Source organism: Pseudomonas sp. Root401, assembly GCF_001425105.1.
GTDB lineage: Bacteria > Pseudomonadota > Gammaproteobacteria > Pseudomonadales > Pseudomonadaceae > Aquipseudomonas > Aquipseudomonas brassicacearum.
In genome coordinates this window covers 371,351-384,634 of the sequence record NZ_LMDO01000012.1, presented here as the reverse complement: position 1 = coordinate 384,634, position 13,284 = coordinate 371,351, and the positions used below count along the sequence as shown (strand labels likewise).

Here is a 13,284-nt window from a genome sequence, read left to right as displayed (position 1 = left end):
CAAAGGCCCGCCCGACGGGCTGCTGCGCTTTGTCGCAAGCGCGGTTGGGGGCATACGCCTCACTGCGCTACAATCCTGCGCCTTTGCTGCCCTTGGGCTTTTAATTTACAGATTCCAGGCCCACGACCACCGTCGTGCCGGCCTGCATTGCGAGGAACCGCCATGGTGCACAGCATGACCGCCTTCGCCCGCGTCGAAAAAGCCGGGGCCCAAGGCACGCTGAGCTGGGAACTGCGCTCGGTCAACAGCCGCTACCTGGAGCCGCACCTGCGCCTGCCCGAGTCTTTCCGCGACCTGGAAGGGGGTGTGCGCGAGGCACTGCGCCAGGGCCTGTCCCGGGGCAAGCTGGAATGCACCCTTCGTTTCACCGAAGAAAGCACTGGCAAAGCCTTGCAGGTGGACCGCGAGCGCGCCGCGCAACTGGTCGCCGCCGCCGAAACCGTCGCCAGCCTGATCAAGCACCCTGCCGCCCTGAATCCATTGGAAGTCCTGGCCTGGCCCGGCGTGCTGGTGGGCGATGCGAGCGACCCGCAGGCGCTGAACGCCGAGGCGATGGCACTGTTCAATGAAGGCCTCAAGGAACTCAAGGCCGGCCGCGAGCGTGAAGGCGCGGAGCTGGCCCGGCTGATCAACGAGCGCCTGAGCTCCATCGAAGAAGACGTCAGCACCCTGCGCGAGCTGGTCCCGCAGATGCTCGCCACCCAGCGCCAGAAAGTCCTCGACCGCTTCACCGACATGAAGGCCGAGCTGGACCCGCAACGCCTGGAACAGGAAATGGTCATGCTCGCGCAAAAGAGCGACGTGGCCGAAGAACTGGATCGCCTGAGCACCCACATCATCGAAGTTCGCCGGGTGCTCAAGTCCGGCGGTGCGGCCGGTCGCCGCCTCGACTTCCTGATGCAGGAGCTCAACCGCGAAGCCAATACACTGGGCTCCAAGGCCTTCGACCCGCGCAGCACCCAGGCGGCGGTCAACCTCAAGGTGTTGATCGAGCAAATGCGCGAACAAGTGCAGAACATTGAGTAAGGCTAACGACATGACCCACAGCACCGGCACCCTCTACATCATTTCCGCGCCCTCGGGCGCCGGCAAGACCAGCCTGGTCAAGGCACTGATCGACGCCGAACCGCAGATCCGCGTCTCGGTCTCGCACACCACCCGCGCCATGCGCCCGGGCGAAGTGAATGGTGTGAACTATCACTTCGTCGACCGCGAAGAGTTCGTGAAGATGGCCGAACACGGCGACTTCCTGGAACGCGCCGAAGTTTTCGGCAATCTTTATGGCACTTCGCAAAGCTACCTGCAGCAGACCCTGGACGAAGGTCACGACCTGATCCTGGAAATCGACTGGCAAGGCGCCGAGCAGGTGCGCAAGCTGATGCCCCAGGCCCGTTCGATCTTCATCCTGCCGCCAAGCCAGCAAGCCTTGCGCCAGCGCCTGACCAACCGTGGCCAGGACAGCGACGACATCATCGAGGGCCGGATGCGCGAAGCGGTCAGCGAGATGAGTCACTACGTCGACTATGATTACCTGATCATCAACGACGATTTCGCCCACGCGCTGGACGACCTGAAAGCGATTTTCCGCGCCAGCCAGCTGCAGCAGAAACGCCAGCAGCAACGTTTCGGCAAATTATTGGCCGAATTGTTGGGCTGAACAGCCCTTCCCAAAACCGCTGCGACGGCTTTACATTGGTAGTCGCAGCGCGCCGAGGGGTTTGGTTAAAAAATCAGCGCTTCCCTAAACGCTGGTGTTTTTTTAAACTGTCGAGTCCGCTCGCCCAACCGGGCAGCGCGCATATTGCATTCGCTCCGAGGAATACCATGGCCCGCGTAACCGTTGAAGACTGCCTAGAACACGTGGAAAACCGCTTTGAGCTGGTCATGCTCTCTACCAAGCGTGCCCGTCAACTGGCCACCGGTGGCAAAGAGCCGTTGGTCCAGTGGGAAAACGACAAGCCTACCGTAGTAGCGCTGCGTGAAATCGCCGAAGGCCTGATGAGCTACGAGTTCATCGCCAACGCTGAAATCGTCGAAGACGAACCGCTGTTCGCAGCGTTCGAGGACGAGTCCAACGAGGCGGTCTAAGCCTATGCCTGGTCGACGTAGCACGGCGCGGGGTCACAGCAAACGGCAGGAGTCATCATCATGCCGAGCATAGACGCCCTCGCCGATCGCTTATCGGCCTACCTCGGCACGGACCAGGTCAATCTGGTCCGCCGAGCCTATTTCTACGCCGAACAAGCCCACGACGGCCAACGCCGCCGCAGCGGTGAGGCGTACGTCACGCATCCACTTGCGGTGGCGAATATTCTTGCCGACATGCACATGGACCATCAGAGCCTGATGGCGGCGATGCTGCATGACGTGATCGAAGACACCGGCATTGCCAAGGAAGCGCTGCAAGCGCAGTTCGGCGAAACCGTGGCCGAACTGGTCGACGGGGTCAGCAAGCTGACCCAGATGAACTTCGAGACCAAGGCCGAGGCCCAGGCCGAAAACTTCCAGAAAATGGCCATGGCCATGGCCCGCGACATTCGCGTGATCCTGGTCAAGCTCGCCGACCGCCTGCACAACATGCGCACCCTGGAAGTGCTGTCCGGCGAAAAACGCCGGCGCATCGCCAAGGAAACCCTGGAAATCTACGCCCCCATCGCCAACCGCCTGGGCATGCACGCGATCCGCATCGAGTTCGAAGACCTCGGCTTCAAGGCCATGCACCCGATGCGTTCGGCGCGGATCAACCAGGCCGTCAAGCGCGCCCGGGGCAACCGCAAGGAGATCGTCAACAAGATCGAAGAGTCCCTGAGCCACTGCCTGGCCATCGACGGCATCGAAGGCGAAGTCAGCGGGCGGCAGAAACACCTCTACGGCATCTACAAGAAAATGCGCGGCAAGCGTCGGGCCTTCAACGAGATCATGGACGTCTACGCGTTCCGGATCATCGTCGACAAAGTCGATACCTGCTACCGCGTGCTGGGCGCTGTACATAATTTGTACAAACCGTTGCCGGGGCGCTTCAAGGATTACATCGCGATCCCCAAGGCCAACGGCTATCAGTCGCTGCACACCACGCTGTTCGGCATGCACGGCGTACCCATTGAAATCCAGATCCGCACCCGCGAAATGGAAGAGATGGCCAACAACGGCATCGCCGCCCACTGGCTGTACAAATCCAGCGGCGACGAACAGCCCAAGAGCACCCACGCCCGCGCCCGGCAATGGGTCAAGGGTGTGCTGGAAATGCAGCAGCGTGCCGGCAACTCCCTGGAATTCATCGAGAGCGTGAAGATCGACCTGTTCCCGGACGAGGTCTATGTCTTCACGCCCAAGGGCCGGATCATGGAGCTGCCCAAAGGCTCCACGGCCGTGGACTTTGCCTATGCGGTGCACACCGACGTCGGCAACAGTTGCATCGCGTGCCGGATCAACCGCCGCCTGGCACCGTTGTCCGAACCACTGCAAAGCGGTTCCACGGTGGAGATCGTCAGCGCCCCGGGCGCCCGGCCCAACCCGGCGTGGCTCAATTTCGTGGTCACCGGCAAGGCCCGCACCCATATCCGCCATGCCTTGAAACTGCAACGCCGCTCCGAATCCATCAGCCTCGGCGAACGCCTGCTGAACAAGGTACTGAACGGTTTCGACAGCTCGCTGGACAAGATCCCGGCCGAGCGTGTGCAGGTGATGCTCCACGAATACCGCCTCGAACTGATCGAAGACCTGCTCGAAGACATCGGCCTGGGCAATCGCATGGCCTACGTGGTCGCCCGCCGCCTGCTCGGCGAAGGCGAACAGTTGCCAAGCCCCGAAGGCCCGCTGGCGATTCGCGGCACCGAAGGCCTGGTGCTCAGTTATGCCAAGTGCTGTACGCCGATCCCGGGCGATCCGATTGTCGGCCATTTGTCCGCTGGCAAAGGGATGGTGGTGCACCTGGACAACTGCCGCAACATCAGCGAAATCCGTCACAACCCGGAAAAATGCATCCAGCTCTCCTGGGCCAAGGATGTCACCGGCGAATTCAACGTCGAGCTGCGGGTCGAGCTGGAACACCAGCGCGGCCTGATCGCCCTGCTGGCCAGCAGCGTCAATGCCGCCGATGGCAATATCGAAAAAATCAGCATGGACGAACGCGATGGCCGCATCAGCGTCGTTCAATTGGTGGTCAGCGTGCACGACCGTGTGCACCTGGCCCGCGTGATCAAGAAACTGCGCGCCCTGACCGGGGTTATCCGTATCACCCGGATGCGCGCATAGCTCCTCAAATAGCCACCTCATTATCAGGAGTCATCAATGACCAAGACTGTTATCACCAGCGACAAGGCCCCGGCCGCCATCGGTACTTATTCCCAGGCGATCAAGGCCGGCAACACCGTGTACATGTCGGGCCAGATCCCACTGGACCCGAAAACCATGGAACTGGTGGAAGGCTTCGAAGCCCAGACCGTGCAGGTGTTCGAAAACCTCAAGGCCGTGGCCGAGGCCGCCGGTGGTTCGTTCAAGGACATCGTCAAGCTGAACATCTTCCTCACCGACCTGAGCCACTTCGCCAAGGTCAACGAGATCATGGGCAAGTACTTCGACCAGCCTTACCCTGCCCGCGCCGCCATCGGCGTGGCCGCCCTGCCAAAGGGCGCTCAGGTTGAGATGGATGCCATCCTGGTCATCGAGTAATAAGGCCGGCGCAGCCTCTCCCGCTGCGCCGTTTTCGTCTTGAAAGGATTCCACCATGCGCAAAGCGCTTGCTCTCTCGCTGGCAGCCCTGCTTCTGGGCGGCTGCGCCAGCGACCCTGCCGACCGTGACATCAGCGGCACCTGGATCAACCAGGCAGCCATCGACGCTGCCGCCAAGGGCGGCCCGCTTCGCGAAGCGCTGCAGGGCTATGGCCCGAACCTGGAATGGGACGTCAACACCCGGGCCGGTCAGGCACGCTACACCAACGGTTTTGAAAACGTCGAAGGCAAATTGCTGGGCGAAGAAGACGGCGCCTGGAAAGTCGATTTCTACGGCAGCTCCGCCAGCGAACTCAAGCGCGATGGCGACCAGTTGAGCCAGGCCGCCACCGAGAACGAACCGCAGCAGGTGTTCGACCGCGCACAAGCCCAGGTCCCGGAAGGCGCGCCCATCGGTGCCAGTTTCGAGCGCGCGCTGTATGCCGCCTACCTTGGCGGCACCTGGAACATCGCCAGCGGCCCCGGCCAGGGCGCCACCGTGCAATTCCAGCCCGACGGCCAGGTCAGCGGCCTGCCGGGTGCCGATCGCTACGCTTTGTGCCTGGCCGGCGACTGCGCCTCCATGAGCGGTGGCAACGACAACATCTGGCTGCAACAGAACGGCCAGGGCAACACCTGGATCTTTGCCCGCGACGGCAAGAAGCTGGAGATCTTCCAGACCGTCAACGCCGCGCTAGCTGATGAAATGCCTTCGTTCACGCCGGGCACTCGGCGGTGGTTGCTGGAAAAGCAGTAAGGGATAGGGCGCTTTGAAATAACGGTACAAGCGTCCCCTCCCGGCAAAGGTTCACGCGCGAGACGGGACAGGCTTTTTTCTACCCAGGCGGATCAGCTCATTGGAGAAACACAGCCCAATGATGATCAGTAGTGCGCCCGGGTACAGGCTTTCGCGCGGCACTTCATTGAGCACAACAAATGCCAGCAATGCGGCGAACAGCGGCTCGGTCAGCTCCAAGGCTTGCACCTGGGATGGCTTGAGGTACTCGATTGCCTTGGTGGTGCAGAAAAAGCCGAGGATGGTCGGCAGCGCGGCCAGCGCCAGCAGTGCAGCAATCGCCCAGGGCGACAGTTCACCGATCACGAAGCCGTCGGCCGAAGCCGGCATCAGCAAGTACAGGCTGCCGAAGAACAGCAACTGTCGAGTGAAGTGCAGCCCACCGGACACGCCCATCCGTTTCATGGCGACCGAAAACGCCCCATAGCCGCAGCCCGCCATGGACGCGAGCGCAACGCCTTGGAGCGTGAAGCCCTGCTGCAGATCGGCGCCAAAGATCACCGCGATTCCGGCGATCGCCAAGGCGGCACCCACAGTGGCATTCGCGGTGATCGCATCCTTGAGGATGATGCGTCCGAGCACAATCGAGGAGATGGAAGCACTGGCCATCAGCATCACGACCACACCCGCCGCAGCGTAATGCCGATAGGCAGCCGTTTCGAAGTGGAACAGCACAAAGATACCAAGAAAGGCGCAGATCGCTGCCTGGGTCCATTTGGCCGTCGTCGCCGGACGCTTGATAAACAACAGCAAGGCCGAGAGCAGCAGACAACCCAGGACGGTCTTTATGACGGCGACACTGCTGGCGGTGAAACCATTGCTCATGAGCACTTTGCTGAGCACGCCTATCGTGGCGTTAAGCGCGGCGGCGGAGAGTGCAAAGATAACGCCTTTGCTGAAACTGGCTTGCATTGATGACGGTCCTTGTCGCTGTCAGGTCGTTCGATAGGATGTTGGCCCACATCGACGACGCAAAAGATGATTGAAGCGGTTGCGGGTGGCCTGCAGATCACGCTTGGTTTCGGCAAGCAACGGATAATGCTCGGCGAGCTAGATGAACCAAGTCAAGACCTGGAAGGTACTCGGGACGGTAAGAGCCCCAGGACTAGCCCTTGGCGCCGAACGACATCATCGAGCACACGCCGAGCAGGCCCGTGTCAGCAGCGCCCTTCCAGAATCGCCGCATACCCCTCGCGAAAACTCGGGTACCGCGGCGTCCAGCCCAAGGCCTTGGCCCGGGCATTGCTGCAGCGCTTGCTGCCGGCACGACGCACGCTGGCGTCTTCGGCCCACTGGGTGACGCCCATGTATTCACGCAACCAGCCCACCACCTCGGCCAGCGGCGCGGGGGTGTCGTCGACGCCGATGTAGCAATCGTCCAGCACCTGGCCCTGGCTATCGGCCTCCAGCAGGAACGCCAGCAGGCCGGCGGCATCGTCGGCGTGGATGCGATTGGCGTACAGCGGTGGGTCGATCACGACGCGATAGCCTTGGCGCACCTGGCTCAGCAACCATTCACGACCCGGCCCATAGATGCCGGTCAGGCGCACGCGACTGGCCGGGATGCCACTGTCCAAGGCCACTTGCTCGGCTTCGAGCATCAACCGCCCGGAATAGCCGCCGGCCACGGTAGGCGAGGTTTCATCCACCCATTCGCCCTGCTGTTGCCCATAAACACTGCTGCTGGACACAAACAGCAGACGCTTGGGCCGCTGGCCATGCTGCTTCAACCAGCCCAACACATGCTGCAACCCTTCGACATAAGCCGTGCGATAACCCGCTTCGTCATGGTCGGTGGCTGCGGCGCTGTACACCAGGTAATCCAGTGACCCGGTGGGCCAGTCGGCGGGACATTGCTCGCTGAACAAATCCCCCGCCACCCCGATGACGCCCGCTGGCAGCTTCGAAACCGTGCGCCGCAGGCCATGGACTTGCCAATGCTCGGCGACTAACTGGCGGGCCAGGCGGCCGCCGATATCACCGCAGCCGGCGATCAAAACAGAAGGCGCGGACATCAAGAACTCCTCTGGCAAAGCCGCAGACTAGCCTTCGCAGGGGACGAGCGGCTAGCCATGTGAGAAAAAAAGTTACTGTATTACTTTTGTTAACAAGAATTAATTGCAATAATGCCCACCACTTTGTTCTCGGCCCCACGAGGCCTGGAAGAACATCAACCTTCTTTTTCCTCTCAGGTCCGGCCAGCATGAAACGCTCTCTGTCCCCCGCTTCGCCAACCAATCGACCTCGTGCCTGGAGCACGGTAGCCGCCCTGCTGTTCAGCCTGCTACTGGCTCCGGCCGCCGCCTTCGCCGATGCACAGACGCCCGCGACGACCCCGGCCACCGCACCGGCGGCTGCCCAGGCACCGGCCGACCCGGCCGCGCCCGTCGCAACGCCTGTCGCCACCGACCCGGCCCAAGCCGTCGAAGCCGACGCACCTCAGGTGCTCGAAGCCGACAACTCCCTGGGCATGGCCCACGACCTGTCGCCATGGGGCATGTACAAGAACGCCGACATCATCGTGAAAATCGTGATGATCGGCCTGGCCATCGCCTCGATCATCACCTGGACCATCTGGATTGCCAAAGGCTTCGAGCTGCTGGGTGCCAAGCGTCGCTTGCGAGGTGAAATCGCCGCCCTGAAAAAAGCCACCACCCTCAAGGAAGCCAGCGCCACTGCCGCGAAGGCAGGCACTCTTGCCAACCTGCTGGTGCATGACGCACTCGAAGAGATGCGCCTGTCAGCCAACAGCCGCGAGAAAGAAGGCATCAAGGAACGCGTGAGCTTCCGCCTCGAGCGCCTGGTCGCCGCCTGTGGTCGCAACATGAGCAGCGGCACCGGCGTGCTCGCCACCATCGGCTCTACCGCGCCGTTCGTCGGCCTGTTCGGCACCGTGTGGGGCATCATGAACAGCTTCATCGGCATCGCCAAGACCCAGACCACCAACCTCGCCGTCGTCGCACCCGGCATCGCCGAAGCCTTGCTGGCAACGGCATTGGGCCTGGTCGCAGCGATCCCGGCCGTGGTGATCTACAACGTCTTCGCCCGCTCCATTGCCGGCTACAAGGCCCAGGTCTCCGACGCTTCGGCCGAAGTCCTGCTGCTGGTCAGCCGCGACCTCGACCACCTGCCGCCCGAGCGTGGCTCGCAACCGCACATGGTGAAAGTGGGGTAATCGGCCATGGGCCTGCATTTGAAAGAAGGCGCAGACGACGATCTGGCCGAGAACCACGAAATCAACGTCACGCCGTTCATCGACGTGATGCTGGTGCTGTTGATCATCTTCATGGTGGCCGCCCCACTCGCCACCGTGGACATCAAGGTTGACCTGCCAGCGTCGACGGCCAAGCCTTCGCCACGGCCGGAAAAACCGGTGTTCCTCAGCGTCAAGGCTGACCAGCGGCTGTTCCTGGGTGAAGACGAGGTCAAGGCCGAAACCCTCGGCGCGACCCTCGACGCCAAGACCCAGGGCAAGAAAGACACGACGATCTTCTTCCAGGCCGACAAAGGCGTGGACTACGGTGACCTGATGAGCGTGATGGACGCGCTGCGGGGCGCCGGCTACCTGAAGGTCGGTCTGGTCGGACTCGAGACGGCGCCCAAGAAATGATCACGACGCGCCAAAAGCTGACGCGTTACAGCGGTAGCCTGGCCGTGGTGTTGGGCGTGCATGCGCTTGCCATCGCCGTGGCGCTGAACTGGACATCACGCGCGCCCATCGAATTGCCTCCCCAGGCGATGATGGTCGAGCTGGCGCCGGTACCCGCCCCACCGCCACCGGCACCGCCAAAAGTCGTCACACCGCCGCAACCTCCCGAGCCGGTCGAAGAATTGCCGCTGCCCAAGCTTGCCGAAGCGCCGAAGCCGGAGATTTCCGTGCCCAAACCGGTCAAGCCCAAGCCAAAGCCGCAACCGCCCAAACCCAAACCGGTGGAAAAAAAGCCCGAGCCACCGAAGGAACAGCCGTCGGAGCAGAAGCCCAGCGACACCCCGCCAACCCAGTCAGTCGCCGAGAAGTCCGCGCAACCAGCGCCTGGCCCGTCGCCTGCGCAATCGGCGGCCAAGGCCAATTGGCAGGGCACGCTGCTGGCGCACCTGGGCAAGTACAAGAAGTACCCGCCCAGGGCCCAGCAGATGAACAAGGAAGGCACCAACCGCCTGCGCTTCGTGGTGGATGCCGAAGGCAACGTGTTGTCATTCGAACTGGTGGGCAGCTCCGGCACGGACTTGCTGGACAAGGCCACCCTGGAAATGATCCGCCGCGCCCAACCGCTGCCCAAGCCACCGGCGGAGCTGCTGACCAACGGCACCATCGAACTGACGGCACCGTTTGTGTACTCCATCGACAAGCGCCGGCGTTGATCCAGACCTAGCACCCCGATGGCAGGGTGAATCCTGCGGCGAGGGAGCTTGCTCCCGCTGGGCCTGTAGGAGCTGCCGAGCGGAGCGAGGCTGCGATCTTTCCCCTGACGCTTGAGCCTCAAGCGTCAGGGGAAAGATCAAAAGATCGCAGCCTTCGGCAGCTCCTACACAAGGCCCAGCGGGAGCAAGCTCCCTCGCCACAATGAGTACAACCGGCAGAAAGGCATCGAAAGATGCCTTTTTTCATATCCGGCAACCACCCAACAGACATTGGACAGTGTCACACCGCACCCCCAGTCTGATAACGTGCGTCTATCGATTGCAGCCGGTATGCTTGGCTCGCAACTTCACGGACGCTCGCCATGACCCTCACAGAATTACGCTACATCGTGACCCTCGCCCAAGAGCAGCATTTCGGCCATGCGGCCGAGCGTTGCCACGTCAGCCAGCCGACGCTGTCGGTGGGTGTGAAAAAGCTTGAAGACGAACTCGGTGTGCTGATTTTCGAGCGCAGCAAAAGCGCCGTGCGCCTGACCCCCGTGGGCGAAGGCATCGTGGCCCAGGCACAAAAGGTCCTGGAGCAGGCCCAGGGCATTCGCGAACTGGCCCAGGCCGGCAAGAACCAACTGACCGCCCCGCTGAAAGTCGGCGCGATCTACACCGTCGGCCCGTACCTGTTCCCGCACCTGATTCCGCAACTGCACCGGGTCGCCCCGCAGATGCCGTTGTACATCGAAGAAAACTTCACCCATGTGCTGCGTGACAAGCTGCGCAACGGCGAGCTGGACGCGATCATCATCGCCCTGCCGTTCAACGAAGCCGACGTCCTGACCCTGCCGCTCTACGACGAACCGTTCTACGTCCTGATGCCGGCCCAGCACCCCTGGACCCAGAAAAAAACCATCGACGCCGCCCTGCTCAACGACAAGAGCCTGCTGTTGCTTGGCGAAGGCCACTGCTTCCGCGACCAGGTGCTCGAAGCCTGCCCGACCCTGACCAAGGGCAGCGAAGGCGCCAAGCACACCACAGTGGAATCCAGCTCCCTGGAAACCATCCGCCACATGGTCGCCTCGGGCCTGGGCATTTCGATCCTGCCGCTGTCGGCGGTGGACAGCCATCATTACGCCCCCGGCGTGATCGAAGTCCGCCCACTGACGCCGCCCGTGCCGTTCCGCACCGTTGCCATCGCCTGGCGCGCCAGTTTCCCGCGGCCCAAGGCCATCGAGATCCTCGCCGACTCGATCCGTCTGTGCTCCGTGGCCAAGCCGCCCGCTGGCAAGTAAGCCACGGCCATGACTGAGCTGTCGAAAGTGCCGGTCACGACACTCAAGGGTGTCGGTGAAGCCATGGCCGAGAAACTGGCCAAGGTCGGCCTGGAAAACCTCCAGGACGTGCTGTTTCACCTGCCGCTGCGTTACCAGGACCGCACCCGTGTGGTGCCCATCGGCCATTTGCGCCCGGGGCAGGATGCGGTGATCGAAGGCACCGTCAGCGGCGCCGACGTGGTCATGGGCCGTCGGCGCAGCCTGGTGGTGCGCCTGCAGGACGGCACCGGCGGGCTCAGCCTGCGCTTCTACCATTTCAGCAATGCACAAAAGGAAGGCCTCAAGCGCGGCACCCGCGTGCGCTGCTATGGCGAGGCGCGGCCCGGGGCGTCGGGGCTGGAGATCTATCACCCGGAATACCGCGCCATCACTGGCGACGAACCGCCGCCCGTGGATGAAACCCTGACCCCGGTCTATCCGCTCACCGAAGGCCTGACCCAACAACGCCTGCGCCAGCTCTGCCAGCAAACCCTGACCCTGCTCGGCCCCAGCAGCCTGCCCGACTGGCTGCCCACGGAACTGGCCCGGGATTACCACCTGGCGCCCCTGGCCGATGCGATCCGCTACCTGCACCATCCGCCCGCCGATGCCGACGTCGACGAACTCGCCCTCGGCCATCACTGGGCCCAGCACCGCCTGGCGTTCGAAGAACTGCTGACCCATCAACTGTCCCAGCAACGCCTGCGCGAAAGCCTGCGTTCCCTGCGCGCCCCGGCCATGCCCAAGGCCAGGGATCTGCCGGCCCGCTACCTGGCCAACCTCGGTTTCACCCCCACGGGCGCCCAGCAACGGGTCGGCAACGAAATCGCCTACGACCTGAGCCAACCCGAGCCGATGCTGCGACTGATCCAGGGCGATGTCGGTGCCGGCAAGACCGTGGTCGCCGCCCTGGCGGCGCTGCAGGCATTGGAGGCCGGTTATCAGGTGGCGTTAATGGCGCCCACCGAGATCCTCGCCGAACAACATTTCATCACCTTCCAGCGCTGGCTCGAACCGCTGGGCATCGAAGTCGCCTGGCTGGCCGGCAAGCTCAAGGGCAAGAACCGCGTCGCGGCCCTGGCGCAGATCGCCGAAGGCGCGCCCATGGTGGTTGGCACCCATGCGCTGTTCCAGGACGAAGTGCAGTTCAAGAACCTGGCCCTGGTGATCATCGACGAACAACACCGCTTCGGCGTGCAACAGCGCCTGGCCCTGCGGCAGAAAGGCGTGGGTGGGCGGATGTGCCCTCATCAGCTGATCATGACCGCCACGCCGATCCCGCGAACCCTGGCGATGAGCGCCTACGCCGACCTCGACACCTCGATCCTCGACGAACTGCCCCCCGGCCGCACACCGGTCAATACCGTGCTGGTCACCGACACCCGACGAGTGGAGGTGATCGAGCGCGTGCGCAGCGCCTGTGCCGAAGGGCGGCAGGCTTATTGGGTGTGCACCTTGATCGAAGAGTCGGAGGAACTGACCTGCCAGGCGGCCGAAACCACCTTTGAGGACCTCACCGCCGCCCTCGGCGAGTTGAAGGTCGGGCTGATCCACGGCCGCATGAAACCCGCCGAAAAAGCCGCCGTCATGGCTGAATTCAAGGCCGGCGCCCTGCAGCTATTGGTCGCGACCACGGTGATCGAGGTGGGCGTCGACGTGCCCAATGCCAGCCTGATGATCATCGAAAACCCCGAACGGCTGGGCCTGGCGCAGCTGCACCAACTGCGCGGCCGCGTCGGCCGGGGCAGTGCCGCCAGCCATTGCGTCCTGCTGTACCACCCGCCGCTGTCGCAGATCGGGCGCCAGCGTCTGGGGATCATGCGCGAAACCAACGACGGTTTCGTCATCGCCGAAAAAGACCTCGAATTGCGCGGCCCCGGTGAAATGCTCGGCACGCGCCAGACCGGTCTGCTTCAATTCAAGGTAGCCGACCTGATGCGCGACGCCGACCTGCTCCCCGCCGTACGCGACGCCGCCCAGGCGCTGCTGGAACGCTGGCCCGACCACGTCAGCCCGCTGCTGGATCGCTGGCTGCGTCATGGGCAGCAATACGGCCAAGTGTGAGCACGCGCTCAGTTTTCCGGACGCGCGTACCGGACAAGCTGGTTATAC

The 13,284-nt window shown here is 63.0% G+C and carries 13 protein-coding genes; 11 read left to right on the top strand and 2 right to left on the bottom strand.

What is annotated here, in order from left to right; all coding sequences use genetic code 11:
• The first annotated feature begins 162 nt into the window (after nucleotides 1-162).
• The 6 genes from ASC85_RS11625 (at nucleotide 163) to ASC85_RS11600 (ending at nucleotide 5,467) form a co-directional block, all read left to right on the top strand.
• Nucleotides 163-1,026 carry a YicC/YloC family endoribonuclease gene (locus tag ASC85_RS11625; protein WP_057449424.1) on the top strand — a complete coding sequence of 288 codons (864 nt, stop codon included), beginning with the start codon at nucleotides 163-165 and terminating at the stop codon, nucleotides 1,024-1,026.
• Nucleotides 1,027-1,036: 10 nt separating this feature from the next.
• On the top strand, nucleotides 1,037-1,657 hold the full coding sequence (gmk, locus tag ASC85_RS11620; RefSeq protein WP_003206877.1) for a guanylate kinase: 621 nt from the start codon (nucleotides 1,037-1,039) through the stop codon (nucleotides 1,655-1,657).
• Nucleotides 1,658-1,824: 167 nt separating this feature from the next.
• Nucleotides 1,825-2,088: a DNA-directed RNA polymerase subunit omega gene (rpoZ, locus tag ASC85_RS11615; RefSeq protein ID WP_003177259.1), complete on the top strand. Its 264-nt coding sequence runs from the start codon at nucleotides 1,825-1,827 to the stop codon at nucleotides 2,086-2,088.
• 60 nt (nucleotides 2,089-2,148) lie between these two features.
• Nucleotides 2,149-4,254: a bifunctional GTP diphosphokinase/guanosine-3',5'-bis pyrophosphate 3'-pyrophosphohydrolase gene (gene spoT / locus ASC85_RS11610; protein WP_030142176.1), complete on the top strand. Its 2,106-nt coding sequence runs from the start codon at nucleotides 2,149-2,151 to the stop codon at nucleotides 4,252-4,254.
• A 36-nt stretch (nucleotides 4,255-4,290) separates the two neighbouring features.
• Nucleotides 4,291-4,671 carry a RidA family protein gene (locus ASC85_RS11605; RefSeq protein ID WP_014340863.1) on the top strand — a complete coding sequence of 127 codons (381 nt, stop codon included), beginning with the start codon at nucleotides 4,291-4,293 and terminating at the stop codon, nucleotides 4,669-4,671.
• A 55-nt stretch (nucleotides 4,672-4,726) separates the two neighbouring features.
• A complete protein-coding gene (locus tag ASC85_RS11600) occupies nucleotides 4,727-5,467 on the top strand; it encodes a hypothetical protein (RefSeq protein ID WP_057449423.1) in 741 nt (246 codons plus the stop codon).
• Between the two features lie 51 nt (nucleotides 5,468-5,518).
• Here the strand turns inward: ASC85_RS11600 and ASC85_RS11595 are convergent, their stop codons facing one another.
• Together ASC85_RS11595 and ASC85_RS11590 are read right to left on the bottom strand one after the other, a co-directional pair.
• Nucleotides 5,519-6,418 carry a DMT family transporter gene (locus tag ASC85_RS11595; protein WP_057449422.1) on the bottom strand — a complete coding sequence of 300 codons (900 nt, stop codon included), beginning with the start codon at nucleotides 6,416-6,418 and terminating at the stop codon, nucleotides 5,519-5,521.
• 245 nt (nucleotides 6,419-6,663) lie between these two features.
• Entirely contained in the window at nucleotides 6,664-7,521 is an 858-nt protein-coding gene (locus ASC85_RS11590) for an SDR family oxidoreductase (protein WP_057449421.1), read from the bottom strand.
• Nucleotides 7,522-7,709: 188 nt separating this feature from the next.
• Here ASC85_RS11590 and exbB point away from each other — a divergent pair, with 188 nt between their 5' ends.
• The 5 genes from exbB (at nucleotide 7,710) to recG (ending at nucleotide 13,236) form a co-directional block, all read left to right on the top strand.
• Nucleotides 7,710-8,681: a tonB-system energizer ExbB gene (gene exbB, locus ASC85_RS11585; RefSeq protein WP_057449420.1), complete on the top strand. Its 972-nt coding sequence runs from the start codon at nucleotides 7,710-7,712 to the stop codon at nucleotides 8,679-8,681.
• 6 nt (nucleotides 8,682-8,687) lie between these two features.
• Nucleotides 8,688-9,116 (top strand): TonB system transport protein ExbD, encoded by a 429-nt coding sequence (exbD, locus tag ASC85_RS11580; RefSeq protein WP_003206888.1) that lies wholly within the window; start codon nucleotides 8,688-8,690, stop codon nucleotides 9,114-9,116.
• Nucleotides 9,113-9,868 carry an energy transducer TonB gene (locus ASC85_RS11575; protein ID WP_057449419.1) on the top strand — a complete coding sequence of 252 codons (756 nt, stop codon included), beginning with the start codon at nucleotides 9,113-9,115 and terminating at the stop codon, nucleotides 9,866-9,868. The genes exbD and ASC85_RS11575 overlap by 4 nt, the downstream gene beginning before the upstream one ends.
• A 362-nt stretch (nucleotides 9,869-10,230) precedes the next feature.
• On the top strand, nucleotides 10,231-11,151 hold the full coding sequence (locus ASC85_RS11570; RefSeq protein ID WP_003206891.1) for a hydrogen peroxide-inducible genes activator: 921 nt from the start codon (nucleotides 10,231-10,233) through the stop codon (nucleotides 11,149-11,151).
• A gap of 9 nt (nucleotides 11,152-11,160) precedes the next feature.
• Complete coding sequence (gene recG, locus ASC85_RS11565) at nucleotides 11,161-13,236, top strand: ATP-dependent DNA helicase RecG (protein ID WP_057449418.1); 2,076 nt, start codon at nucleotides 11,161-11,163, stop codon at nucleotides 13,234-13,236.
• The last annotated feature ends 48 nt before the right edge of the window (nucleotides 13,237-13,284 follow it).

What these genes read in the sequence shown, in the direction of transcription:
- ASC85_RS11625 (WP_057449424.1), top strand. Translation starts at nt 163, where the DNA reads ATGGTGCACAGCATGACCGCCTTCGCCCGCGTCGAAAAAGCCGGGGCC.
- ASC85_RS11595 (WP_057449422.1), bottom strand. Translation starts at nt 6,418, where the DNA reads ATGCAAGCCAGTTTCAGCAAAGGCGTTATCTTTGCACTCTCCGCCGCC.
- ASC85_RS11605 (WP_014340863.1), top strand. Translation starts at nt 4,291, where the DNA reads ATGACCAAGACTGTTATCACCAGCGACAAGGCCCCGGCCGCCATCGGT.
- recG (WP_057449418.1), top strand. Translation starts at nt 11,161, where the DNA reads ATGACTGAGCTGTCGAAAGTGCCGGTCACGACACTCAAGGGTGTCGGT.
- ASC85_RS11590 (WP_057449421.1), bottom strand. Translation starts at nt 7,521, where the DNA reads ATGTCCGCGCCTTCTGTTTTGATCGCCGGCTGCGGTGATATCGGCGGC.
- ASC85_RS11575 (WP_057449419.1), top strand. Translation starts at nt 9,113, where the DNA reads ATGATCACGACGCGCCAAAAGCTGACGCGTTACAGCGGTAGCCTGGCC.
- exbB (WP_057449420.1), top strand. Translation starts at nt 7,710, where the DNA reads ATGAAACGCTCTCTGTCCCCCGCTTCGCCAACCAATCGACCTCGTGCC.
- ASC85_RS11600 (WP_057449423.1), top strand. Translation starts at nt 4,727, where the DNA reads ATGCGCAAAGCGCTTGCTCTCTCGCTGGCAGCCCTGCTTCTGGGCGGC.
- ASC85_RS11570 (WP_003206891.1), top strand. Translation starts at nt 10,231, where the DNA reads ATGACCCTCACAGAATTACGCTACATCGTGACCCTCGCCCAAGAGCAG.
- exbD (WP_003206888.1), top strand. Translation starts at nt 8,688, where the DNA reads ATGGGCCTGCATTTGAAAGAAGGCGCAGACGACGATCTGGCCGAGAAC.
- spoT (WP_030142176.1), top strand. Translation starts at nt 2,149, where the DNA reads ATGCCGAGCATAGACGCCCTCGCCGATCGCTTATCGGCCTACCTCGGC.
- gmk (WP_003206877.1), top strand. Translation starts at nt 1,037, where the DNA reads ATGACCCACAGCACCGGCACCCTCTACATCATTTCCGCGCCCTCGGGC.
- rpoZ (WP_003177259.1), top strand. Translation starts at nt 1,825, where the DNA reads ATGGCCCGCGTAACCGTTGAAGACTGCCTAGAACACGTGGAAAACCGC.